Genomic DNA, 24,489 nt, shown 5'->3' on the forward strand with positions numbered 1-24,489 from the left:
ATCAATCCGCCGCCGTTAAGTGTCGATAGACGCGTTGGCCCACCCAACGAGCTAAAACATTGAATAGTAGCACTGCCAACACTAGAACCGCTGAAGAGCCGGCTGAAACAGCGCTGGCATCTGGCATGATGCCTTCTGAGTTAATTTTCCAGATATGAACGGCTAACGTTTCGGCAGGACGCATTGGGTTCAATGGACTGGCGATGTTAAATGGATTCCAATCCGCAAAATTTAAAGCTGGCGCTGATTGGCCAGATGTATAAATCAAAGCGGCAGCTTCACCAAAAACGCGACCTGCGCTCAAGATAACACCAGTTAAAATACTGGGTACCGCTACGGGCAAAATGATGTGAGTTACCGTTTCCCATCGCGATAGCCCTAATGCTAATCCCGCCTCTCGCTGCAAGTTGGGAATTGCTGCCAAGGAGCCTTCGATACTGCGAGTCAGCAGTGGTAAGTTGAAGAATGTTAGCGCTAAAGCACCAGAAAGAATTGAAAAGCCCATTTTGAACCGAACGACGAAGAGTAAGAAGCCAAATAAACCAACGACCACGGATGGCAGCGAACTCAAAATTTCGATTGCGGAGCGAATCAATGTCGTCACCCAATTTTTCTGCGCATATTCATTCAAATAAATGCCTGCGCCTAATGCGATTGGAAATGAGATGAGCATCGCTAAGATGAGTAAATAAAATGAGTTAAAGAGCTGAATGCCAATGCCCCCGCCAGCACTAAAAGCTTTGGCCGGTGTCGTGAGAAATTGCCAAGTGAGTTTGGGAAAACCGGCTAATAGAATATAGCCCAGTAAGAAAATCAAGATAAGGATCACAGTTCCCGCAATACCATAAAAAATGCCAGTGGCCACTTTATCTGCTGTCTTTGCATTCATTAGCGAAGTGCCCCTTTCCGACCAATCAAACGGATAACAACGTTAAAGACCAGTGACATAACGAGTAAGACCAAAGCCAGTGACCACAAGGCGTTGTTTTGCAAACTACCCATTACTGTATTACCAATTCCTTCCGTCAGCACAGACGTTAATGTCGATGACGGTGAAACAAGGTTATGTGGCAATAACGTTGCATTCCCAACAACCATTTGAACTGCCAGCGCCTCACCGAAAGCTCTCGCCATGCCAAAGACAATTGCCGTTAAGATCCCCGGCGTGGCTGCCCGTAAAACGACCTTGTAAATCGTTTGCCAACGGGTCGCACCTAGCGCCAATGACGCTTCACGATAGTAACGAGGGACTGATTTTAACGTATCTGCAGTCATTGAGGTTACTGTTGGGAGAATCATGACAAATAAGACAAATGTTCCCGATAGAATACCAAAACCACTGCCACCAAATGTGTGACGGACAAACGGAACAACCACACTTAAGCCGATAAATCCATAAACCACTGATGGAATGCCAACCAACAATTCAGTGACTGGTTGGAGAATCTTGGCGCCATTTTTCGGTGCAATCTCATTCATGAATACAGCCGTTCCGATTGCAAATGGGGTGGCAACGACGGCTGATAATAGCGTGATTAAAAATGAGCCAACAATCATCGGTAACGCACCAACTTGGGGTTTTCCGTGAACCGAGACCGATGGATCCCATGTTTTTCCAGTTAAAAAGTCCCATGGGTTAACATGATTTTCAAAAAAAGTTGCTAACCCCTTGGCCGCCACGAACCAGAAAATGGCAACCACCACCACCAGAATTAACAATAAAGCTAAAAAGCTAATCACTCGCCCGCGGCGTTCGGTTCGTGTCGCTTGAGAAGTCTGTTGTAAGGCTGTTTTGATTTTATCCATTTCACTCTTACCCCTTATTTGTCAGCGAACCGGTGTCACTTCACCACTAACACTGCGTTTGATTTGCATCTGAGACATACTAATGTACCCTAGTTGCTGAACCAGCGTGGTTTGAATCCGCGGTGATTGGATATAGTTGAGGAAGGATTTAGTCACACCGGTGGGTTGCCCTTTTGTGTACATATGTTCATAAGACCACACTGGCCATTTACCAGTGGTGACATTGCGATTGGTTGGGCTAACACCATTTAAAGCGACCTTCTTCACTGATTTATCTGCGTAGGAAAAAGCAACATAACTAATGGCGCCTGGCGTAGAACTGACAATCGAGCGAACCATTCCCGACGAATCTTGGGCCTGCGCCGTTTTAACCTGATGCCCAGCCAAGGCCCAACGTTCAAACGTCGCCCGTGTTCCAGAACCTTGCGCTCGGTTAATGATGGTAATAGGAACGTTGGTACCACCAAGTTGGCGCCAATTCGTATAGGTACCATCAAAAATTCGTTGCAGTTGCGTCGTTGTCAAATTAGTCACACCAACCTTAGGATTAATAATTGGCACGATCCCCACCACCGCGACACGGTGATCGACGAGTTGTTTTGACTGAATCCCGCTTTGTTCTTCCGCAAAGACATCAGAATTCCCAATGGCTACTGCACCGGACTGAATCTGACTCAGTCCTGTTCCCGAGCCACCACCTTGGACATTGATAAATACGCCTAAGTGATCGCCTGCATATTGTTCACCGGCGGCTTCGACTAATGGTTGTAACGCGGTCGAACCAACGACGGTAATTGAACCGTCGCGCATGGCGCGCTGGCGTGTCTGGTAGCCGGCGGTTAAAAGTCCTGCAATGCCAACGACTAACACAACCAGCCAAAACTGTCGTTTATTCATAGTACCCTCCTGAAATCAATGCGGAAATGAACACGTTTGGCGCCAACGTATTGCTCCCCATCAACTCTAACTAAGTCTAGCGGGCCAATGTAAAGAAGCTAAGGACGTTATGTAAAGGTTTTGTAAATATGAAAAAGCGTCTGGGCTAGCTTTGTCATTTCTGACTAAATGCTAGCGCAAACGCTAAAATCACTGGGAAATTATTACTTAATTTTTTCTGGAAATTGAACCGTCATGGTTGTCCCCGCCTCAGGTCGGCTACTAACGACGATGTGCCCACCTAATAACTCTGTCAACTCTTTGACAATTGCTAGCCCCAGCCCTGTACCAGGAATTCGTTGTTTATTGCGTGAAGGATCTCCTCGATAAAAACGTTCAAAAATTCGCTCTTGTTGCTCAACAGTCATTCCTTGACCGGTGTCAGTAACGGTCAGCTGCCAGCCAGTTGGCGTTGCCGTGGCATTAATGGTAATCTGGCCAGCATCATGATTATACTTAATCGCGTTTGACAGCAAGTTGTTTGCAATCTGATCAAATTTAGCCGCATCAGTTTGAACTTTGAACTGTGGCGAAATGGCATTCACCACAGTTAATGAACGGCGGCGAATCGATTGACTTTGTAACTGGATCTGTTGATCAATCAACGTCTTAATGTCAACTTTTGTCATGACCAATGCTCGTTTGGTTGGGTTCTGCAATCGTGAAACAGACAAAACATCCTCGATCAATAGCATCAGCTGATGTGCTTGATCATTAATGATTGTCAAAAACTCGCGACGTTTTTGTGGATCCATATCCGCCCCAGCTAATAAAGTCTCTGAAAAGCCCGTGATTGCAGTTAACGGGGTTTTTAATTCATGAGAAGCATTCGCCACAAAATCAACCTGCATCTGCTCAATCCGTGCAACCTCGGTTAAATCATAAAGCAGAACCAACACTTGTGGATGATAGGGTCGCGGTTCTGTAAAAATCGTTGAAACCTCTAACGTTCGTTTGGTGGCCGGTAATGTGAGGGTTAAAGTCTGGCGACGATTAGCTTGCTCTCGTAACGCCGCCTCAATTTGGGCAGTTAAATCAAATTGTTTAATATCTTGCGTATACAAATGTGGTAATGGCAATTGCTCGGTTTCAAGTAATTGGACGGCCATTGGATTCATTAACTGAGTTTGCCGACGTCGATCAATGACCATTACCCCCACCGGTAGATATTTCAATAAATTATCTAGTTCATTTTCTTGACGCTGAAAGACATGACTTTGATGACGCAACGCTTCCGCAGCCATATTGATTGCTTGGCCCAAATCTGCATAGGCATGATCGGCGGGCAGTAGGATACGATGCGTTTGGTCCGGCGCGGTTAGTTTCATAACTTGGGTTGTTAGGTCATGTACGACGTGTTCTTGGGCAGCCACTAATCGCCAAATAATCCCCAATTCAATTAACATGGCTCCGATAACCAGGCCGGCGATCACCCAGCCACGTTGACTGGACTGCCCATCATTAATGGTGGCCAATAAACTTGCCAGCAAGATAAAGTTCATCAGTCCGGCAATTACCAATAATCGTAATTTAAACGTTCGCATGATTTAATCTCCAAATTGATACCCAAAGCCCCGCACCGTTTTTAAATATCGCGGGTGCTTAGGATCGGCTTCAATTTTCTCACGCAGATGACTGATATGCATGTCTACCATCCGCGTGTCGCCAGCGTAGTCAAATCCCCACACGCCGTTTAACAAAGTTTCCCGATCTAAGACACGGCCTTGCCGATGGATTAAATAATCTAATAATTCAAATTCTTTTGGCGTTAAAACAATTGATTCACCAGATCGTGTAACCCGCAAGCGATCTTCATCAACCGACAAATCTCCGATTGTGATTTTCCGAACGAGTTGCTGTTCTGTTGGTGTAACACGTTCACTGCGTCGCGTAACGGCCTTAATCCGCGCCAAGATCTCTCGCGGCGAAAATGGTTTGGTGACATAATCATCGGCTCCAATTTCCAGTCCAAAAACGCGATCAAATTCTTCTCCTTTGGCTGTGACAATAATAATAGGTGTGTCATTACCCGCCTGTCGCGCGCGCTTGGTGACTTCCATACCATCTAACTCAGGGAGCATTAAATCGAGCAACACACAAAAATATGCGTTGGCGGTGATTTTAGTTAAGGCATCCGCTCCTGTGGCGGCAGTATCAACTGCATAACCTGCCTGTTCCAAGTTATATTGCAGCAACGTCACAATACTTGGTTCATCATCAACCACTAAAATTCGTTTCATGCTTTGATCCTCTCTTATTGGTGCCATGCGTGCTTCTGCAGAGAGTATAGCAATAAACTCAGAGTGGAACCAGCCTGGGATGATCCTGAGCATTAACGGGTCAACAAAAAGCGTTTAGGACAAAGCTAAAATCTAAATATCACTTCCAACCTAAATCGTCAAAAATACGGGATCACAAGTCAAGTGACTCGTGTCCCGCTCTCTCAATCAAGCTATTCAGGATTCTTTTGCTTTAAATTCCACTGCAAGTAGGCATCAATAAATGGATCAAGGTCACCATCAAGCACTGCCTGCGCATTACCCGTTTCATAATTAGTACGGTGGTCTTTCACCATGGTGTAGGGTTGGAAAACATACGAACGAATTTGCGACCCCCAGCCAATTTCCATCTGAGTTCCCTCAAGTTTGGCCTTTTCTTCGGCCTTCTTTTGCTCCTCACGTTCGTAGAGTTTCGCTTTCAACATCGCCATCGCCGTCGCTTTGTTTTGAAATTGTGACCGCTGTGCTTGTGACGAAACCACGATACCAGTCGGCTCATGGATCAGTCGCACGGCCGATGATGTCTTGTTAATGTGCTGCCCACCAGCTCCGCTGGAACGAAAGACCTCCATCCGAATATCATCCGGATTTAAATCAACTTCCACTGAATCATCTAGCTCTGGCATCACATCCACACTCACAAATGAGGTGTGGCGACGCCCAGCCGAATCAAAGGGCGAGATGCGGACAAATCGATGAACGCCTTTTTCACTACGTAGATAGCCATAGGCATTCGTACCTGAAATCAACACCGTCGCACTATCCAAACCGGCAACATCGCCAGCCTGATAATCTTCAATATCGACGCTAAACCCATGCTGTTCAGCCCACCGCGTATACATACGTAGCAAGTTTTGACCCCAATCTTGGGATTCAGTTCCCCCCGCACCAGGGTGAATTTCTAAAATTGCATTGTTTGCGTCGTAAGGTTCATCAAGCAGTTGAGTTAACCGGTACGCCTGCAGCCGTCTGGCAGTATCCGCCACGTCAGTATCTAGTTGAGCAGCCATTTCAGGGTCGTCATCTTCCTCTAATAACTCGATGGTAACCGCCAAATTTTCAACTGCTTCTTGTAACTCCATAAATGTGTCATGTTTCGCTTTTAACGCGTTATTCGCATCGATCAATTTTTGAGCAGCGACGTTGTCGTTCCAAAAATCTGGTTCAGCCATTTTAGCTTCGTTTTCTGAAATGCTTTCATTCAAGGCTTCGAGGTCAAAGTGACCCCCTAAAGTTCGTGATTTGTTGTTGCATGTCAGCTAATTTTTGCCGAGCTTCGGCTAATTCCATTCCAACCACTCCTTATTTCTATGAATTTTTGACCCTTAATTGCACAACAACCGGAGCCTCAAGTAATCTAGTCTCCGGTTGCCTCATATGCTTAAATTAACGTTCCATATTCTGGCGAATTTCACTCTTCATGAACAGACGCGTCGCATCATATTCAATATCAAAGATCATTTCCCCAAACATCGTAAACGCATTACTTTGATACTCAATTAACGGGTTCAATTGACCGTAACCACGTAACTGAATCGACTGACGCAATTGATCCAATGTGTCGATATGATCGGTCCAATGTGAGTCCACACAACGTAGAATGACCACTTTTTCAAATTCAAGCATCTGATTAGGATCGTAGAGTTGTTGTTGCTTTTCTTCAAAGACCCGGTTGGCCTGTTCCATCAAGAGGGCCTTAATCTCGTCGGCAGTCTTTCCCGCTAACATTTCTGTCGTAATAACATCTTCGTTAACCATCGCCGCTGTGGCAAAATCGACGATATTGTCCAGTTCCCAATTCTTTTGGTCCCCGTTGGTATGCATATCGACGATCCGGTTAACGGTCCGCTCGATCATCGGCATCATGACCCACTTCAAGTCATCCGCTTCGGTAATGATTAATTGACGCTGCTTATAGATGACTTCCCGTTGTTCACGCATCACATCGTCATATTGAAGCACGTTTTTCCGCGAATCGTAGTTATTCCCTTCAACTCGTTTTTGCGCTGACTCAACTTGGCGGGTGATCAAACGGCTCTTAATCACCGCATCGTCATCTTCCACATTCATCCGCTGCAAAATGGCTTTGACCCGTTCAGAACCAAATCGCAACATCAAGTCGTCTTCTAAGGACAAATAAAATTGTGAAAAGCCCGGATCACCTTGACGACCAGAACGGCCCCGCAATTGATTATCAATCCGTCGCGACTCATGCCGTTCAGTCCCAATGACCGCTAAACCACCTAGTTCTTTGACTTCAGGTCCTAATTTGATATCAGTCCCACGTCCGGCCATGTTCGTCGCAATGGTAACCGCGCCCTTTTGTCCCGCGTTCATAATAATTTCGGCTTCACGAGCATGGTTCTTCGCGTTTAATACATTGTGGGGAATCTTTAACCCGTCCAATTGATGAGATAGGTATTCAGATGTTTCCACAGCCACCGTCCCAATTAGCATGGGTTGACCTTTTTCATGCAAGCGCTGAATTTCTTCAACAACCGCTTTGAACTTACTCTTCAAACTTGGATAAAGTAAATCAGGCTCATCTTTACGTGCGACTGGGCGGTTCGTCGGAATCGTCACAACTTCCATATTGTAAATTTCACGAAATTCTTCCTGTTCGGTTTTCGCCGTCCCAGTCATCCCTGAAAGTTTGCTATACATCCGGAATAAGTTTTGGTACGTAATGTTAGCCATCGTCTTCGACTCTTCTTGAATCTCAACGTGTTCTTTCGCTTCCAAGGCCTGGTGTAGGCCATCAGAGAAGCGACGGCCTTCCATGATCCGTCCAGTAAATGAATCCACGATCATGACTTCGCCTTCCTGCACCACATAATCAATATTATTGAACATGATGTAGTTAGCCCGTAAAGCTTGGTCAATATGATGCGTTAACGCAGTGTTTTCCGTATCATATAGGTTATCTAAATCAAAGTATTCTTCAGCTTTTCGATTCCCTTCATCCGTCAAAGACACTGTCTTGGATTCCAAATCGACCTTAAAATCGCTCTTTTCTCGCAGTGTTTTGGCAAAGCGATCCGCTCGTTCATACAAGCTAGAGCTGGTCGTGGCACCACCAGAGATAATCAATGGGGTCCGCGACTCATCAATTAAAATTGAGTCAACTTCATCGATGATGGCAAAGTTAAGGCCGCGCTGAACTTGATCCTCTTTGTACACAACCATGTTGTCACGCAGATAATCAAAACCAATTTCCCCATTGGTGGAATAGGTAATATCAGCATTGTAAGCCGCCCGTTTTTCTTCAGACGATTTCTCTGATGAATTGATCCCCACTGTCAGGCCAAGCCAATTATAGAGCTCACCCATTTCTGTGGCATCACGAGCTGACAAATATTCATTAACTGTCACCACGTGAACACCCTTGCCACCCAATGCATTGAGGTATACGGGCATCGTCGCCGTTAATGTTTTTCCTTCACCAGTCTTCATTTCGGCAATATCACCACGATGGAGAACAATCCCCCCCATGATTTGAACCCGGAATGGAAATAAGCCTAAGACCCGCTTGGCCCCTTCACGGGCAACAGCAAAGGCTTCTGGCAATAAATCATCTAAAGATTCACCATTTTTAATACGTTCTTGAAACGCTGGTGTTTTAGCTTGTAATTCTTCATCACTTAATTTTGCGTACTCATCCTCATAGGCCATCACTTGATCAGCCACATGGCCGAGCCGCCGGATTTTACGGGTGTCAGATTCAACCCATCTCTGTAAGACATTTGGCATGTTGTAACTTTTCCTTCCCTCATTAAACGTTACAAATAATGCAGTATATCAAATTCTAAGTTTATCATTTTCGTCGGCGAATGAAAAGTGACACAATTTAAAATCAGAGGTAAATGCGTTGAGCGACGCAAGCAATTCTTTCTTATTCATTAACATAAAAAAAGCCACGGCAATCAACCGCAGCTCCTAATTTATTTGAATTATTCATTAGCGCCTGCTTGCAGCAGACCATACCGACCATCATTGCGCCGATAAACGACATTGACATCATTCGTCTCTGCATCTTCGTAAATAAAGAAGTCATGACCTAACAGGTCCATTTGTAAAATAGCTTCTTCATTATCCATTGGCTTTAGTTGCAAGCTCTTGGTTCGAACTACGTCAAATCTAGTCTCTGGTTGCGCCGTCATCGCAGCTTCTTCTTCTGGACGGAAGTCTAAGCCTTTGTAACCTTTCTCACGGGACTTACGGTTTACCTTAGTCTTGTACTTTCTAATCTGTCGTTCAAGCCGATCGGACATCGTATCAATACTCTTGTATAGATCATCCGATGTTTCTTCAGCGCGTAACGTCAAATATGGAAGTGGGATGGTAACTTCAGCTTTCGCTGTTTTATTTGGGTACACCCGTAAATTTGCATGGGCAACCGCATTTACGTTAGGATCCAGGTACCGTTCCAACTTGGTGACCTTTTTTTCAACATAGTCTCTGAGTGCATCGGTTACTGAGATGTTTTCTCCACGAGTCTGTACATCTAACATAAAACTTCGCTCCCTTCCGAACTAAGTTCCCGCTTTCGCGGAGGCTTAAACGCGAATGTCGCGTCGCCAATTCAATTGTCTTTTTTTGTGGCAATTGATCCGATAACGTTAGGACCACTCTATCGCTATCTGTAACCCCATTATACCCAACCAAAGATGAACACTCAATTAATATCGTTCTCATAACGTGAGCCAGACCGAGTGAGCCCGCGTAACAACGGACAATCGCAGTTAGGCAGGTTTTGCATGGTTGCAATTGTCCGTTGTGCACAGGGCTCAGGTCTGGCGAGCGCGTTTACAAAAGCGTATGAGACCGAGTCCATCTCATCTTCAAAGAGCAAGTTCATCGTGCCAGCGTCAGAGCTGTGATTGATAGGGGTTGAGCGGGTCTGATTGCTTGGACAGCAAATTGCATGGTGCGACCGGTTGTGTATACATCATCAAAGATTAGCACGCGCTTATTGCGTAATTTTGAACGGAGATCAGCCACTAACCCGAATGGTTGCTGCACGCTCATTCGATTTTGCCGGTTGCGCCTAACCTGATGGCCTTTTGCCTGGTCGATCACGGCTAAAGCTGAAACAACGTTAGGGCATTGGGCTAGCAGTGCTATCGTCTGGTTGAACCCCCGTTGCGTAAAAGTTGTTTCTGCAACCGGCATGGGAACCACTAAGTCCACCGCTTGTTGCGCAATCGTTTGGGCAATTTTTTCGGTAAAAACGGCAGCTAAATGTAATGCACTACGAAACTTATACTGCACCATAAAATCATGCATCGCTGTATCATAAATAAATAATCCCCGATTTTTGATCATCGGCTCCGCTAACACTTGTTGCCAGCGCCGACAATCATAACAAATCACTGGCGAATCTTGCACACGGCCACATTGCGGACAAAGTGGTTGGTGATTAATTTGAGTGAATTGCTGCCAACAGGTATCACAGATAGTCGGCTGAACCAATTTTTGCCAGTGCAGCAACATCTGCAAGGAAACTAGTGTTTGAATTGGCCGCTGACACATCAAGCAGACTGACATTCTGGTAATCGCCGCCCCTTTCGGTTCACGAGCCGAATCTGTTGACGCGCTCGTTTGAGTGCGAGCGTTTGCTCGGCAATCCAGAAAATAACGCGCCCGGTCGGATCTTTTGCACTGCGACCAGCGCGTCCGGCCATTTGGACCAGTGCTGCGCTTGAAAACACATCATCATCGGCACCTAAGACAAAAACGTCAATTTCTGGTAGAGTTACCCCGCGCTCTAAAATCGTGGTGGTAATCAAAAAATCAAGCTTTTGCTCGCGCATTTGCACTACTTTGACCGCTCGTTGCTCATCACTAGCATGAACGGTCGCAAACTCGGCCATTGGCAATTTTTGCCGAATAACCGCTGCTATCGGTGCCAATTGGCTCACGTGGGGAACAAATAGTAAAAAACGGCGGTGCTGTTCACAACATTGCTTAATCGCCATCAACAGCTGCCTAGGTAATTTTCCTCGTTTTAAATTAGCTCGCCAACGTAAAGCCAATCGCAAACGAATTTCTGGTAACAGATGACCATGAAATCGCAGCGGCAAATAGCTAATCGACAATTTCCCCCGGTGAACTTCCCACAAAAGTTGGCGACTGGGCGTGGCTGTTAGATAGAGTAAAGCTGATTGTGGCTTTACGGCTTGTTGAACTGCAAAACCCAAACGGGGATTTTGTGCAAACGGAAAAGCATCCACCTCATCAACAATCAGTACGTCAAAGGCGTGGTAAAATCGCAATAGCTGATGGGTCGTGCAGATGGTGACCTGTCGATATTGATACGGTTCCGTCTGATGGCCGTACAATAATGCAATGGGCACCTCAGTGAAGGCTGCCTGCAGGCGCGGATACAGTTCTAAACAAACATCCACTCGTGGTGAAGCAATCGCAACTCGCTTACCCATACGAATCGCATCAGCTAGTCCTAAAAAAAGCATTTCTGTCTTACCTGCTCCTGTTACCGCCCATAATAGATGCTGCTGATTTTGCCGAAACACATCGTTAATTTGAGTCGCACATTGTTTTTGTAACCGGGTCAATGTTCCGCGCCACGATAGCGGTTGAGCTACCGGTGTGAAATAATTAGGCTCCGGTAACGAAAACAACGGTTGCTGACTATGAACAGCGCCTAATAAGAAACAAGCGGGACAATAATAGCCGCCTGCCGGTAAACGAACTTGTTGTTTCAATGAGCGTTCATGGCAACGTTGACAAATAATCCAGCGACCATGTTCGATCATACTTGGACGGTGGTTAAATCTTGTCACATCAGCATCTTGGGGCAAATCAATGGCGGTCAACTGGCGCCCGTATAATAATCCAGCTTGCATATCAAGTTTTCCTCCCAATTTCAGACTATTGGCTACCTAATGACATACGGAAAACAAACTTAATTTGATGGAGAAAATCTCAATGGATCAACCCACTTTAATCACCGTTGCTCAACAAACAACCATCGAACAAACGATTAAGAAATCACGTTTCATAGCTACCATTGCACCAATTTCCTCTGAAGTTGCCGCCAATCAAGTCATTAACGAGGTTAAGTCATCACTGCCTAAAGCAACCCATCACGTGTACGCTTATGTCTTAGGCGACCACAATGAAATTACCCGGCAAAGCGATGATGGTGAGCCAAGTGGCACAGCTGCTTCCCCAGTGTTAAATGTTATAACGAATGACAATTTGCACAACGTCATTATCATTGTCACGCGCTTTTTTGGCGGCATCAAACTAGGCGCTGGTGGCCTGATTCGTGCATACGGTAGCTCAGCTAGTCTCGTAGTCAATCAAGCCCCGCGTTTGCAACGACAATCATTAACTGCGTATCAAATCTCCCTCAACTATGATCAAGCTGAGCCGCTGATGAATTGGCTCACTGAGCGGGTCGTCAACATTGATCATGTCGATTATGGCGCAGCCGTTACCTTAACACTTCTACTCGAATCGTCCGACGACACTTTTGAAACTGATTTAATGAATCAAACCAACGGTCGCGCACAAATTCTCGAGACAATGCCAACCACCGCGTGGATCCCTTATCAATCAAAAAACTGATCATGTGATTTCTTCACCGAAGTCACATGATCAGTTTTTTGGTTTAAATTAAAGCGATTTATTTACGATCTTGCACCGCGCCGTCAACAGTTCGATTGACTTGCATACTCGTCAATGGAATATAGCCTAATTTTTTCACTAATCCCTTTTGAACCGACGAACTCGTCATGTAGGTCAGGAAGGCCTTAGTCGTCGCACTTTCTTTGCCTTTGGTGTACATGTGTTCATACGACCAAATATGCCATTTGTTTGTTGCAACGTTGGCATCGGTTGGGGCGACACGATCAATTGACAACGGTTGTAACGTGTCTTTGACATAGGAAAAGGCTAAGTAGCTAACGGCCCCAGGCGTCGTAGCAACGATCTTTTGAACGGTTCCATTAGAATCTTGTTCCTGGCTTTGCATTGCTTGAGCACCATCGAGCCCATATTTTTCAAATGTTGCTCGGGTGCCTGATCCTTTGGCCCGATTAATAACCACAATCTTTTGGTCAGCCCCACCAACTTCTTTCCAGTTCGTGATTTTACCGGTAAAAATATCAATCAACTGTTGTTTGCTAATATCTTTCACGTCGGCATCTTTATTAACAACTGGAGCCATCCCAACAACCGCAAACTTATGGTCCTTCATCCCTGTCCGATCAAGTCCTTTTTGTTCTTCGGCAAATAAATCTGAATTGCCGATGTTAACTGCTCCTTTTTGAACTTGACCTAAGCCGGCGCCAGAACCGCCACCTTGGACATTGATGGTAACACCGCTATTTTTTTCTTGAAAGGTTTGACCAGCTTGTTCAACTAATGGTTGTAAAGCGGTTGATCCAACTGCAACCACTTTCCCCGACAGCTTTTGATCAGCTTGGGCTGCACTACTCTTTTTGTCTGATGCGCACCCTGCTAACGTCATAACTAAGCTTAACCCAAGTACACTCGCTAAAACTGCTTTTTTCATGGTTCAACCTCTTCTCTCTTATTGCCGAAATCAGCGACAACTGACTCGGTACATTAAGCATACTGAGGCAATGTAAAATGATCATGATGAAGCTGTATTGTTTACGTAAACAATACGTAAATATCGCTAAATAGGCGGTTGAGACAAAAACAAGTGCTAAACCACCAAAAAGCGGAACATAAGTCGTTTACCGGCTGATGTCCCGCTCGCTTTTTGATAAGCATCCCCAGCACCAAACTTATTGCCTGATTTAATCAGGCAAATGCTTACTGTTTTAAATGATAGTTGTAGGTTGAAACGATGATGTTTTCGCGTGAATTCAATACAGACCTTAACCGTAAACTTGTTTGGTTATGCAAAATGTTTTGCCAGGGTCGTCGTGGTACAAACTGCGGGACCAAAACAGTCGTCGTATAATTACGCTCAGCCGCTCGTTTGGCAATAACATCACAGAAACGCAAAACCGGCCCAGAAACGGAGCGATACGATGAGTGAATATCAACGAAACGGACGTTAGGAAAATCCCGTTTAAATTCCGTGACGGTTTCTTTTTCCTTATTTGGATTTTGATCGAAGGACACGTGCATCGCAATGACGTAGTCTCCAATTGATTCAGCATAGTCAATCGCATTTTTGGTAACTCGAGTAACGTTAGAAACCAAAACGATCACGGTCGCACCATCGTAGTGATGAGGAGCTGTTTCAATATTTTCGGCAACCCTTAATTGTTCAGCAACCGTTTTGTAATGCTGATGAATTTTATGAAAAACCCACATAAGCAAGGCCATCACCAGCGGGTAAGGCCAAACATTGCCAAAACGAGTCACAAATAAGAAAATCGCAATGGCTGCAGATATGAATGCCCCGACAAAGTTAATAAAGGCTTTCCCTTGCCAAAAGCCAGTCTTCTCTCGACGCCAATGAATAATCATGCCTGATTGTGATAACGCAAATGGGACAAAGACCCCGACCGCATAAAGCGGAATTAGCAACGTCGTCTGAGCATTAAAAATCACGATTAATGCAATCGCACCGGCGGCCAAGGTGATAATTCCGTTGGAATAGCCTAGTCGATCACCGCGGTCCATGTAGGCATGTGGCAGGTTCTTATCCTTAGCCAAGTTAAAGGCCAGAATTGGAAACGCTGAAAACCCAGTGTTAGCTGCAACGGCCAAAATCATCGCAGTGGCTGTTTGTAACAAGTAATACATCAAGCCGTGACCAAAAATGCCGACACCAATTTGTGAAAGCACGGTTTGAGTCGCCATCGGCTTAATCCCTAACCAGTAGTTGATAAAGGTGATCCCCCCGAAGAAGAACGCAAGAATCGTGGCCATGATGGCTAATGTCGCCGCTGCATTATTCGTTTTTGGTTTCTTGAAGTTTGGCACCGCATTACTGATTGCTTCCACCCCAGTCAATGAAGACGAACCTGAACTAAAGGCTTTAATAAAGAGTAACGCCGTCATTCCTTGGACGGGAGCCCCGACTGCCGCAGTGGCATGATAGGTAATTTGACCAGTCACAATATTATAAATTCCCACGATAATCATGATTAAAATCATGACCACAAAGAAATATACCGGAATCGTCAAGAAGTTGGCTGATTCACTCATACCACGCAAATTCAGCGTCATCACAAATAACACGATAACAATCGAGATTGCTACTTGATGATGATATAAGGCTGGAATTGCTGAGGTGATCGCTTCGGTACCTGATGTTACCGAAACGGCCACGGTCAGCATGTAGTCCACCAATAAGGATCCACCAGCCACTAGCCCAGCTGGACGGCCCCAATTAGTCGTCGCAACCACATAGGCGCCCCCACCTGATGGGTATGCGTGAATGATCTGTTGATAAGACAACGTGATCGCCAACAACAAAATGAGGACAATGCCGGCAATTGGTAAAGAAAACCAAATAGCTGCTGCCGATAATGTGACCAACACCGTGGTGATCTGTTCAGTCCCGTACGCAACAGAGGACAATGCATCTGATGAAAGCAACGCCAAGGCCTTAAATTTGGTCAGTGCCTGACCGCCTTCATCCAAAGTTTTTAGCGGTTTACCAATGAGCAATCGCTTTAAATACCGCCACATTTTGAAACTCCCTTTGGCAGGTACAACATTGCACCTACCTTCTATAAATTAAAGTTACTGACAACGACATTTGCGTCACAAATTTCTCGCCCACAAACGTCAAAAAAGCCAGCAATATTCTGCGGCTTTCAGCTAACTTATCTTACACTAGATTTTGCATAAAGGCCATGTGAAAAATTAGTGTCAAACAAGTCATTGTTGTCGAACACTGATAAGCAATAGAAACAATCGTAATTAGATATTCCCTTTCGACTAAATTAAAAGGTGTTAGACAAGAGCTAGTCCAAATTAAACAGATTACGTGATAAATGCAAACAAGGTGCTCAACCAACTAAAATTGGTGAGCACCTTGTTTATTAAACAGTCTTAATCAATCAACGGTTGGCGTTTTAGCCTACATCATACCGCCCATTTGAGCAGCTTGAGCAGCAGCTGCTGCATCAGCACCGTTATCCTGCTTTGGTTCTTCAGCCACAACGGCTTCGGTCGTTAATAATAAGGAGGAAACGGACGCAGCATTTTGCAAGGCTGACCGTGTTACTTTGGTTGGGTCCACGATCCCAGCATCAACCATGTCCACCCAGTCATCAGTTGCAGCATTGTAACCAATCCCTGGTTTCTGTGACTTCAGCTTTTCAACGATCACTGAGCCCTCTTTACCAGCGTTTTCAGCAATCTGACGCACTGGTTCTTCAAGCGCACGCAGAACAATATTAATTCCCGTTTGAACGTCGCCTTCTTCTTCCAATGCAGCGACTGCTTCGATAACGTTAACTAATGCAGTACCACCACCAGAAACGAAGCCTTCTTCAACTGCGGCTCGCGTCGCATTCAACGCATCTTCAATCCGGTAACGACGTTCCTTCAATTCGGTCTCAGTTGCAGCACCGACGTTAATTCGGGCAACCCCACCAGATAACTTAGCTAAACGTTCTTGTAACTTTTCTTTGTCGAAGTCTGAAGTCGTTGCTTCTAACTCAGTTCGAATGTTGGCAACCCGTTCGTCAACGTCGGCCTTGTTACCAGCGCCTTCAACGATCGTCGTGTTATCTTTGGTAACAGTAACTTTACCAGCTTGACCCAACTGTTCGACAGTCGTGTCTTTCAAGTTCAAGCCGAGGTCGTCAGTAATCACAGTACCACCAGTCAAAGCAGCAATATCTTCCAACTGCGCTTTGCGCCGATCACCAAAGCCAGGGGCCTTAACAGCAACGACGTTAAACGTACCACGCATCTTGTTCAAGACTAACGTTGGCAATGCTTCACCAGTAATGTCATCAGCGATGATCAGTAAAGCACGGCCCTGTTCAACAACTGATTGCAGTAATGGCAAAATGTCTTGGATGTTAGCAATCTTCTTATCCGTGATCAAGATGTATGGGTTATCCAAGTCAGCTTCCATCTTGTCATTATCGGTAACCATGTATTGACTCATGTATCCACGGTCAAACTGCATCCCTTCAACTACATCCGAAGTAGTCTCGATCCCCTTAGATTCTTCAATGGTGATAACGCCATCATTGCCAACCTTTTCCATTGCGTCAGCAATCAATTCACCAACTTCTGGATCTGCAGCCGAAATCGAAGCAATCTGAGCAATGTCTGACTTAGTTTTGACGTCGTGGCTCATCTTGTGTAAAGCATCAACGGCTGCATTGGTCGCTTTTTCAATCCCTGTCCGGATCCCAACTGGGTTGGCACCGGCAGTCACATTCTTCATGCCTTCGTTTACGATGGATTGTGTGAGCACCGTAGCAGTTGTCGTCCCGTCACCAGCGATGTCATTAGTCTTAGAAGCAACTTCAGCAACCAACTTTGCACCCATGTTTTCGAAATGGTCAGCCAATTCAACTGCTTTAGCAATCGTTACACCATCATTAGTGATGGTTGGTGAACCATAACTTTGTTCAAGTACAACGTTGCGACCTTTTGGTCCAAGTGTGGTTTTAACCGTGTTCGCTAATTTATCAACCCCAGCAAGCATTGAGCTGCGGGCATCTTCAGAAAACTTTAGATCTTTAGCCATGTGAATTTCCACCTCAACTATTTTTTATTTCGTCTTTATTTACGCAATTTAGGTCGAAAATTATTCAACAATTGCGACAATATCTTTTTCATGGAGAACTAGGTAATCTGCACCGTCATAAGTCACTTGGGTCCCGGCGTACTTGTCAAACATTACTGTGTCGCCTTCCTTAACGGATGGTGCAACAGAGTCACCGTTGTCCAATACACGGCCAGCACCGACAGAGATAACTTTTCCAGTCGTTGGTTTTTCTTGCGCATTACTTGCCAAGACAATACCGCCAACGGTTTGTTCTTCTTCTTCAGAAGCTTGTAAAATAACACGATCTCCTAATGGTTTTAACACGTTAATCCCTCCAATAATTTTCGTTGAAATAAACGCTTTTAGCACTCTTAATGTCTAAGTGCTAACAACAAGGTCTATAATAACCATCCCCGATTCTGAATGCAAGGCTTTTGGTCAAACTTAGTCAAAAAAATTAGCAGCCCCGGACCCACACTGCTAATTGATAGCTGTCAACAAGGCATAAGGATTAAGCTGGGCGATGCTTAAAAAAACGTCAGTCACTTCGCAAAGCAACCGACGTTCATCCTTTTGTATTCAGCTAATAATCACAACTGTTTATCCTTGTTCACCCTCAGTTGGTAGAATCTCAGCATAATGATCAATGAAATAAATGAGTGTCTGTAATTCATTAGTCAAATCAACGTTTTGAACCCGCACTGAGTCAGGTACAGACAAGCGACGTGGCGTAAAGTTCAGAATCCCCTTGATTCCGGCCTTAACCAATTGTTCCGTCACATCCTGTGCTGTACGTTCTGGAACGGTTACGATGGCGATCGAGATTTGCTGATCCTGCAATTGACGGCCCATTTCTGATAATGGATAAATTGGCACACCACTTTGAACTGTGTTTACGATATTGTCGTTAACATCAAAGGCTGCGCTGATACGAACATTGCTGTTTTGATGAAAATTAAAGTTCAATAATGCATGGCCTAAATTCCCCACCCCAACTAATGCAACATTGGTCAATTGATCTTGATTCAGAATCTTTTTAAAGAACTCAATGAGCTTTGCAACATCATAACCGTAGCCTCTTTTGCCGAGGGCACCAAAGTATGAAAAGTCGCGACGAATAGTTGCAGAGTCGACTTTAACCGCCTCCGATAACTGGGTTGAAGAAACGCGGGTCTTATCCGCATCCAATAAAATGTTTAAATAACGGTAATAGATCGGCAGCCGTTTTGCTGTCGCACGTGGAATTCGTTGTTCGGCCACGACGGTTCACTCCTTTTTGTTCGATTAGTATCGCTTGTGAAACTAATGTGTAGACCAATTATAGCATAGGGTCACTTATTGTGAAGTAAATTTCATTCTTTTATCTGTTTCTTTCACAAAGTTTCTTGCCGTTTGGCTTAATAAAATCCTGATTTACCTTGATCTGAAAGCTTTTGAATCGACTGTCTTTTTCCTAAAACTTCGTACTGTTGATATTAATTAAAATCACGAACTTTTATAATCATCGTCATTAATCCTTTACCAACCACTTGTTTCACAAGCTCAATCAGCGCAGCCGCTTGGTAACCCATGCCGCTTCATTGCTCGACATGTTAGAATGGTAGTTATGAAATCGTTTGATGAGTGAAGGAGTTTTCGACTATGTATGTTCTCCAAGTACAAGCAGTCGCACGTCGTTTCGGCGCCGATACCTTATTTGAAAATGTCTCTATGACGGTTGAAGATCACGCACGTGTCGGCTTAGTTGGTCGCAATGGCGCTGGCAAATCAACCTTATTAAAAATGATTGCAGGCTTAAATGAACCTGATGCTGGCACCATCTCCACTGGTAAAGCAGTTACGGTGGGATACCTCCCCCAAGATGCCGGGCTAACTTCAAATAATACTGTCTGGAACGAGATGCTCACTGTATTTAGTTTACAGCGTCAACAAGAACATCGATTACACGAATTAGAAGCGCTGATTGCGGATCCCACAGCAGATCATCAAAGTACGACTTACCACCGTTATTTAAGCGAATATGATCAACTACAACAAAATTTTAGCGACCACAATGGTTATGGCTATCAAGCCCTGATCCGCGGTGTCTTACATGCCTTTCACTTTGATGAAGATACGTATGATCGCAACGTCACGCAATTTTCAGGTGGTCAAAAAACACAGCTAGCCTTAGCAAAGTACTTATTGCAGCAACCAGACTTACTGATTTTAGACGAACCGACCAACCACTTAGATATTCAAACCCTATCTTGGCTGGAAGATTATCTTAAGGGATATCCCGGAGCTGTCCTGATTGTCTCTCATGATCGATACTTTCTGGACCATGTGGTTACGACTATTTATGACATGAACCAAGGCACCCTCACTCACTACAAAGGAAATTATTCTGCTTATCTACAACAAAAAGCAGCGCGTATCAAAACACAACAACGTGCGTTTGACAAACAGCAAGCCCAAATTAGTGCATTGGAAGACTTTGTTAATAAAAATATCGTGCGCGCCTCTACAACAAAACGAGCACAGGCCCGTCGCAAACAATTAGCCAAAATGGATCGCCTAGAAGCACCAAAGGATGATGATCGTTCAATTCGCATTCGCTTCCAGCCTGAGCATGACAGTGGCAAAGAAGTCTTGAAAGTTGCTGATTTGCAGATTGGCTATACTGCCGAGATGCCATTAGCGAATCATATTGACCTTAACGTCATTAAACAGCATGCAGTCGGTATTGTCGGACCAAATGGCGTTGGTAAGTCGACGCTTTTAAAAACAATTTTATCGCAGCGACCAGCTTTAGCAGGCACGATCAAAATTGGAGCCAATGTCACCATTGGTTACTACGATCAGGAACAAGCCGTTCTCCATGATGAAAAGACCGTTTTAAATGAAATTTGGGATGACCATCCAACCATGGCAGAACGTGAAATTCGAACACTATTAGGCAGTTTTCTGTTCACTGGTGATGATGTTGCTAAACCTGTTAGCGCATTAAGTGGGGGTGAACGAGCGCGGTTGTCCTTAACCAAGCTGTCACTCGATCACGACAATTTCTTGATTCTAGATGAACCCACCAATCACTTAGACATCGATTCACGAGAAGTGCTTGAAGAAGCGCTCAATGAGTTTATGGGCACCGTCTTATTCGTCTCACATGACCGTTACTTCATTAATCAAGTCGCAACCGAAGTCGTTGAACTATCTGCTAGTGGTACGCGCTGGTTCGAGGGTGATTATGATGACTATCAAGCTGCCTTGAGTCAGCAAACCCCAAGTGAGCTTAATCAACAACCCACGACTAACGCTGCTAACACGGCCTACCAAGCTAGCAAAGCCGACCTACGTGAGCAGCGAAAGCATCAACGCTTAGTCGACACATTGGAAGAACAGATTGACCAACTAGATGCCGAAATACGTCAGGTCACCACCACAATGCAAGCGCCTGAAAACGCAGCTGATATCGGGAAGCTGACCGATTTACAGCATAAACTAGACGCCCTTAATCAAGAAAATGAAACAATCGAACAACAGTGGACAGTGGCCAGTGAGACGTTGGAACAATTTAACCAAAATCATCATTTAGATTAAGCACCCGTTCAACAGATGTCTAGTGATTCACAAATTTTACCAGTTACGAAGTTTTTAGACTCAAATGATTCAATCACTCATTCGACCAAAAAAGGATGAAATCTCGGAGTAAATCCGTGGTTTCATCCTTTTTTGCAAGAAACGGCGATGACTATGCTTCCACACCAGCTGCCCAAGGAAATTCTAGACTTGGATCAGCGTTTAAGGTCATGTCTGCTCGAACACCTTGTGCCAATGCCACATGTGCCGCGGCCCCAACCATAGCAGCATTATCGCCACACAGAGCCAATGGTGCCGCCACTAATCGTGTGTTGGGCACCACTTTAGGCAATTGCTCGCTCAAAGCTTCGCGAAGACCATGGTTGGCGGCCACACCGCCTGCTAAAACTAATTGTTGCACGGGATAACGTTGCACAGCCGCTATCACCTTGCCTACCAACACATCCACCACACTGGCCTGAAAGCTCGCCGCTAGGTTTTCTCGATTTAGCGTTTCGCCACGTTGATCCGCATTGTGAACCGTGTTAATAAACGCACTTTTAAGACCACTAAAGCTAAAGTCGTAGTTGGCTTCGTGAATCATCGCCCGTGGAAATTTAAATGTATCTTGACCTAAATGAGCCAGACGATCCAACTCTTTACCAGCAGGATACGCGATGCCAAGCACGCGGCCAACCTTATCATAAGCTTCACCAGCTGCGTCATCTCTCGTGTCACCAATGATTTCAAATTCATTGGCCGCTTTCATGTACACGATTTGGGTGTGACCACCGGAAACAAGTAACGCTAATAATGGAAACACCAATGGCTCCACATAGCGAGCCGCATAAATATGACCAGCCATATGATTAACCGGAATTAACGGTAGCTCATGAGCAAAAGCAAATGTTTTCGCAGCAGTCACCCCAATTAGTAATGATCCTACCAATCCGGGTCCATAAGTTACGGCAACCGCCGTCAGCTCGGCTGGTGTGACTTGTGCTTCAATAAGCGCTTTTTGAATGCCGATCGTAATTTCCTCAATGTGGTGGCGGCTAGCCACCTCAGGAACAACACCGCCAAAGCGTTGGTGGCTCTTGATCTGGGTGGCTACAAAATTGCTTAAAATGCGGTTGCCATTTTCGACAACCGCCACACTGGTTTCGTCACAACTAGTTTCAAAAGCCAAAATCAATTCACGTTCATTTGTCTCCAACATGATGCTCCTTTCGGATGAGTTGCATAATCTGTGCATCTTCAACCGGTCGATTATAATAGCGCTTTCGCGTTGCAATTTTGCTGAATCCCAAACTTTGATACAAGCCGATTGCTGCTCGATTGTGCACTCGAACCTCGAGCGTAACAACCGTATTTTTAGGTAGTGTTGTCAGCCACTGCAAAATAAGCTGTCGACCAATCCCATGACCTTGCCAATCCTTAACCACGCCAACATTAGTCAACTCGGCTTCATCAATCACGAAACCACCGCTGAGAAATCCCACCGGTTGATTAGCCACTTGGGCGAGCCAATATTGACTCGTCGGCGCTACAAGATTTTCGGCAATCACGGCCAGTGGCCATGGTGCCCCCGTTGTGTAAGCCGCCTGAGCGAGCTCAAAAATTGTTTTTGCGTCAGCTAATGGATCAGTTGGTTTAAATACAGTCAATTGTGCCCTAGCTTTGGTCATGATTTTCAACCGCCGGACTGAGCGATAATCGCATGTCCAAGGCGTCCTCATGATCCCCAAAGTAATAACCACGTTTAATGCCAGTCTGTTTAAAACCCAATTTTTGATAAAGCTGTTGGGCACGCAAATTGCTCTTCCGAACTTCAAGGGTTACTTGTCGCATCCCCATATGGCGAGCTTTACGAACTAACGTACGCATCAAAAATTCACCCAGACCATTGCCTTGCCAATCAGGTAAGACCGCAATATTGGTAATGTGAGCATCTTGCCGCTGTAGATCGAAAGAACAGCCCGCGAAAGCCAATAAATGATCATTTTTACGAATGACCAAATACAAACGATCTTGTTTTCGTTTTAATTCGTTAGCAAACGCCTGAGCATCCCATGGTGTCTTACCATCATACACTTCCCGTTCCACTTCGACGATTTCCGGCACATCAGGAAACTGAGCGCGTCCTAAAAAATACTGGGTGTCACGAATCGTCAAATGATGGTTCTTGATATCCAGATCCTCAGCTTGCTGTTCCTGCACTTCTCGGGCAAAGTGGTGCCGATACCATTGTTCCAATGCAGTTTTACACTTCTTCAACATAATCCGTGTGCTTTTCTCCTGGGTGAGCAGCGGCCCACTGGGCTTCAGCAGGCGAGAGCCGCAAATAATTTGGAATGAATTGATCCACATCTTGCACTGGTGGCAGATGCCGCGCTAATAACCCGAGGCGCCCGGCATCAGGTAAATTGGCATCACCGGACACGTAAGTTACTTGATCGCCAAGCGCCTCATCGAGGGTTGTTTGATAGCGGCTGGTTTCACCAATTAGGGTGACTGGCTCGCCTAACTGATGTAGCGTCGTCTGCCAACTTGCAATATCCGTATGTTGATCGGCAACTACTGAAGTCAATTGTCCATCAATCAATCGATAAACGCCAGCGTACAGCTGCGTGTTCCGCGCATCAAAAATCGGGCTAATCAATTGTTCAGTTGCTGGCGCACCAGCTGCAATAACCGCTAAACTCGAAACACCGACCAGTTCAAGGCTTAACGTGGCCGCCAGTGTTTTAGCAGTTGTCACCGCAATCCGTAATCCCGTATAAGAACCCGGACCATCCGCGACAACCACCCGATCTAAATCCTGCGGGCGCCAGCCTTGTTCAGCCATTAACGCCGAGATCGTTGGCATCAGCTGGACACTATGATTAAGTTGCGTGGCCGTCGTTTGCTTTGCCACCACCTGATCGTCATTTAATAAAGCCACGCTCATTGGCCGGTTGGACGTATCAAATGCTAATACCTTCATGGATCTCCTTCATCAATTAACTTTCCATTTACATAGTTTCTTAAACAGCCATTATCTTAACACAAAACCAGCGTTTGCCCTAGTTAGACACAATCAGAGTCTGCGTGAGACGTAGGTTAATCACAACAACTTTTGATAACGGTCAGGCGCATCACTTAACTCAGTCAAATCAAAATCACCTGAATCAGCATCTTGCTTCGCCGTTCAATGACGAGCGGCTAACATAAAAC

21 protein-coding genes and 1 pseudogene are annotated in these 24,489 nt (G+C 45.2%); 3 read left to right on the forward strand and 19 right to left on the reverse strand.

The annotated features are described in order from the left end of the window. Position 1: 1 nt before the first annotated feature. The 10 genes from pstA to ACKTR2_RS07135 form a co-directional block, all read right to left on the reverse strand. Complete coding sequence (gene pstA / locus ACKTR2_RS07090) at positions 2 to 889, reverse strand: phosphate ABC transporter permease PstA (protein WP_407883945.1); 888 nt, start codon at positions 887 to 889, stop codon at positions 2 to 4. Further along, on the reverse strand, positions 889 to 1,806 hold the full coding sequence (gene pstC / locus ACKTR2_RS07095; protein WP_407883947.1) for a phosphate ABC transporter permease subunit PstC: 918 nt from the start codon (positions 1,804 to 1,806) through the stop codon (positions 889 to 891). The genes pstA and pstC overlap by 1 nt, the downstream gene beginning before the upstream one ends. A 21-nt stretch (positions 1,807 to 1,827) precedes the next feature. Continuing rightward, positions 1,828 to 2,703 (reverse strand): phosphate ABC transporter substrate-binding protein PstS family protein, encoded by an 876-nt coding sequence (locus tag ACKTR2_RS07100; protein WP_407883949.1) that lies wholly within the window; start codon positions 2,701 to 2,703, stop codon positions 1,828 to 1,830. A gap of 203 nt (positions 2,704 to 2,906) precedes the next feature. Beyond that, positions 2,907 to 4,286 carry a sensor histidine kinase gene (locus ACKTR2_RS07105; RefSeq protein ID WP_407883951.1) on the reverse strand — a complete coding sequence of 460 codons (1,380 nt, stop codon included), beginning with the start codon at positions 4,284 to 4,286 and terminating at the stop codon, positions 2,907 to 2,909. Positions 4,287 to 4,289: 3 nt separating this feature from the next. Further along, positions 4,290 to 4,982 carry a response regulator transcription factor gene (locus tag ACKTR2_RS07110; protein WP_407883952.1) on the reverse strand — a complete coding sequence of 231 codons (693 nt, stop codon included), beginning with the start codon at positions 4,980 to 4,982 and terminating at the stop codon, positions 4,290 to 4,292. A gap of 212 nt (positions 4,983 to 5,194) precedes the next feature. Next, positions 5,195 to 6,311, reverse strand: a protein-coding gene (prfB, locus tag ACKTR2_RS07115; RefSeq protein ID WP_407883954.1) for a peptide chain release factor 2 whose coding sequence is annotated in 2 segments (ribosomal slippage) — positions 5,195 to 6,238 and positions 6,240 to 6,311 — 1,116 coding nt in all. Because the reading frame shifts where the segments join, the coding sequence is not laid out codon by codon here. Between the two features lie 96 nt (positions 6,312 to 6,407). Next, positions 6,408 to 8,771: a preprotein translocase subunit SecA gene (gene secA, locus ACKTR2_RS07120; protein WP_407883956.1), complete on the reverse strand. Its 2,364-nt coding sequence runs from the start codon at positions 8,769 to 8,771 to the stop codon at positions 6,408 to 6,410. A gap of 200 nt (positions 8,772 to 8,971) precedes the next feature. After that, positions 8,972 to 9,532 carry a ribosome hibernation-promoting factor, HPF/YfiA family gene (hpf, locus tag ACKTR2_RS07125; RefSeq protein WP_407883958.1) on the reverse strand — a complete coding sequence of 187 codons (561 nt, stop codon included), beginning with the start codon at positions 9,530 to 9,532 and terminating at the stop codon, positions 8,972 to 8,974. Positions 9,533 to 9,875: 343 nt separating this feature from the next. Continuing rightward, positions 9,876 to 10,568, reverse strand: a complete 693-nt coding sequence (locus ACKTR2_RS07130; RefSeq protein ID WP_407883960.1) for a ComF family protein — start codon at positions 10,566 to 10,568, stop codon at positions 9,876 to 9,878. After that, complete coding sequence (locus ACKTR2_RS07135) at positions 10,553 to 11,887, reverse strand: DEAD/DEAH box helicase (RefSeq protein WP_407883961.1); 1,335 nt, start codon at positions 11,885 to 11,887, stop codon at positions 10,553 to 10,555. Before ACKTR2_RS07135 ends, ACKTR2_RS07130 begins: the two co-directional genes overlap by 16 nt. 82 nt (positions 11,888 to 11,969) lie before the next feature. On the opposite strand from ACKTR2_RS07135, the gene ACKTR2_RS07140 reads away from it, so the two are divergent. Continuing rightward, positions 11,970 to 12,614 (forward strand): YigZ family protein, encoded by a 645-nt coding sequence (locus ACKTR2_RS07140; RefSeq protein ID WP_407883963.1) that lies wholly within the window; start codon positions 11,970 to 11,972, stop codon positions 12,612 to 12,614. A gap of 58 nt (positions 12,615 to 12,672) precedes the next feature. On the opposite strand, the gene ACKTR2_RS07145 is transcribed toward ACKTR2_RS07140, so the two are convergent. The 5 genes from ACKTR2_RS07145 to ACKTR2_RS07165 form a co-directional block, all read right to left on the reverse strand. Continuing rightward, entirely contained in the window at positions 12,673 to 13,563 is an 891-nt protein-coding gene (locus ACKTR2_RS07145) for a phosphate ABC transporter substrate-binding protein PstS family protein (RefSeq protein ID WP_407883965.1), read from the reverse strand. A 266-nt stretch (positions 13,564 to 13,829) separates the two neighbouring features. Next, complete coding sequence (locus ACKTR2_RS07150) at positions 13,830 to 15,665, reverse strand: APC family permease (RefSeq protein ID WP_407883967.1); 1,836 nt, start codon at positions 15,663 to 15,665, stop codon at positions 13,830 to 13,832. 394 nt (positions 15,666 to 16,059) lie between these two features. Beyond that, positions 16,060 to 17,691, reverse strand: coding sequence for a chaperonin GroEL (gene groL / locus ACKTR2_RS07155; protein WP_407883969.1), 1,632 nt, complete (start codon positions 17,689 to 17,691; stop codon positions 16,060 to 16,062). A 60-nt stretch (positions 17,692 to 17,751) separates the two neighbouring features. Next, positions 17,752 to 18,036 (reverse strand): co-chaperone GroES, encoded by a 285-nt coding sequence (gene groES / locus ACKTR2_RS07160; protein WP_407883971.1) that lies wholly within the window; start codon positions 18,034 to 18,036, stop codon positions 17,752 to 17,754. A 276-nt stretch (positions 18,037 to 18,312) separates the two neighbouring features. Continuing rightward, a complete protein-coding gene (locus ACKTR2_RS07165) occupies positions 18,313 to 18,972 on the reverse strand; it encodes a redox-sensing transcriptional repressor Rex (RefSeq protein WP_407883972.1) in 660 nt (219 codons plus the stop codon). A 465-nt stretch (positions 18,973 to 19,437) separates the two neighbouring features. On the opposite strand from ACKTR2_RS07165, the pseudogene ACKTR2_RS10655 reads away from it, so the two are divergent. Together ACKTR2_RS10655 and ACKTR2_RS10660 are read left to right on the forward strand one after the other, a co-directional pair. Continuing rightward, positions 19,438 to 19,878 (forward strand): annotated as a pseudogene (locus tag ACKTR2_RS10655) (ATP-binding cassette domain-containing protein); the annotation flags it as partial. A 180-nt stretch (positions 19,879 to 20,058) separates the two neighbouring features. After that, on the forward strand, positions 20,059 to 21,294 hold the full coding sequence (locus tag ACKTR2_RS10660; RefSeq protein WP_456237531.1) for an ABC-F family ATP-binding cassette domain-containing protein: 1,236 nt from the start codon (positions 20,059 to 20,061) through the stop codon (positions 21,292 to 21,294). Positions 21,295 to 21,445: 151 nt separating this feature from the next. Here ACKTR2_RS10660 and tsaD read toward each other — a convergent pair whose 3' ends face one another. The 4 genes from tsaD to tsaB are packed head-to-tail and all read right to left on the reverse strand — an operon-like array spanning position 21,446 to position 24,259. Continuing rightward, positions 21,446 to 22,492, reverse strand: a complete 1,047-nt coding sequence (gene tsaD / locus ACKTR2_RS07175; RefSeq protein WP_407883976.1) for a tRNA (adenosine(37)-N6)-threonylcarbamoyltransferase complex transferase subunit TsaD — start codon at positions 22,490 to 22,492, stop codon at positions 21,446 to 21,448. Then, on the reverse strand, positions 22,476 to 22,961 hold the full coding sequence (rimI, locus tag ACKTR2_RS07180) for a ribosomal protein S18-alanine N-acetyltransferase (protein WP_407883978.1): 486 nt from the start codon (positions 22,959 to 22,961) through the stop codon (positions 22,476 to 22,478). Before rimI (ACKTR2_RS07180) ends, tsaD begins: the two co-directional genes overlap by 17 nt. Continuing rightward, positions 22,948 to 23,553 carry a ribosomal protein S18-alanine N-acetyltransferase gene (gene rimI / locus ACKTR2_RS07185; RefSeq protein ID WP_407883980.1) on the reverse strand — a complete coding sequence of 202 codons (606 nt, stop codon included), beginning with the start codon at positions 23,551 to 23,553 and terminating at the stop codon, positions 22,948 to 22,950. Before rimI (ACKTR2_RS07185) ends, rimI (ACKTR2_RS07180) begins: the two co-directional genes overlap by 14 nt. Next, positions 23,537 to 24,259 (reverse strand): tRNA (adenosine(37)-N6)-threonylcarbamoyltransferase complex dimerization subunit type 1 TsaB, encoded by a 723-nt coding sequence (gene tsaB / locus ACKTR2_RS07190; RefSeq protein WP_407883982.1) that lies wholly within the window; start codon positions 24,257 to 24,259, stop codon positions 23,537 to 23,539. The genes rimI (ACKTR2_RS07185) and tsaB overlap by 17 nt, the downstream gene beginning before the upstream one ends. Between the last annotated feature and the right edge of the window lie 230 nt (positions 24,260 to 24,489).

This window comes from Furfurilactobacillus curtus (assembly GCF_045862785.1).
Lineage (GTDB): Bacteria > Bacillota > Bacilli > Lactobacillales > Lactobacillaceae > Furfurilactobacillus > Furfurilactobacillus curtus.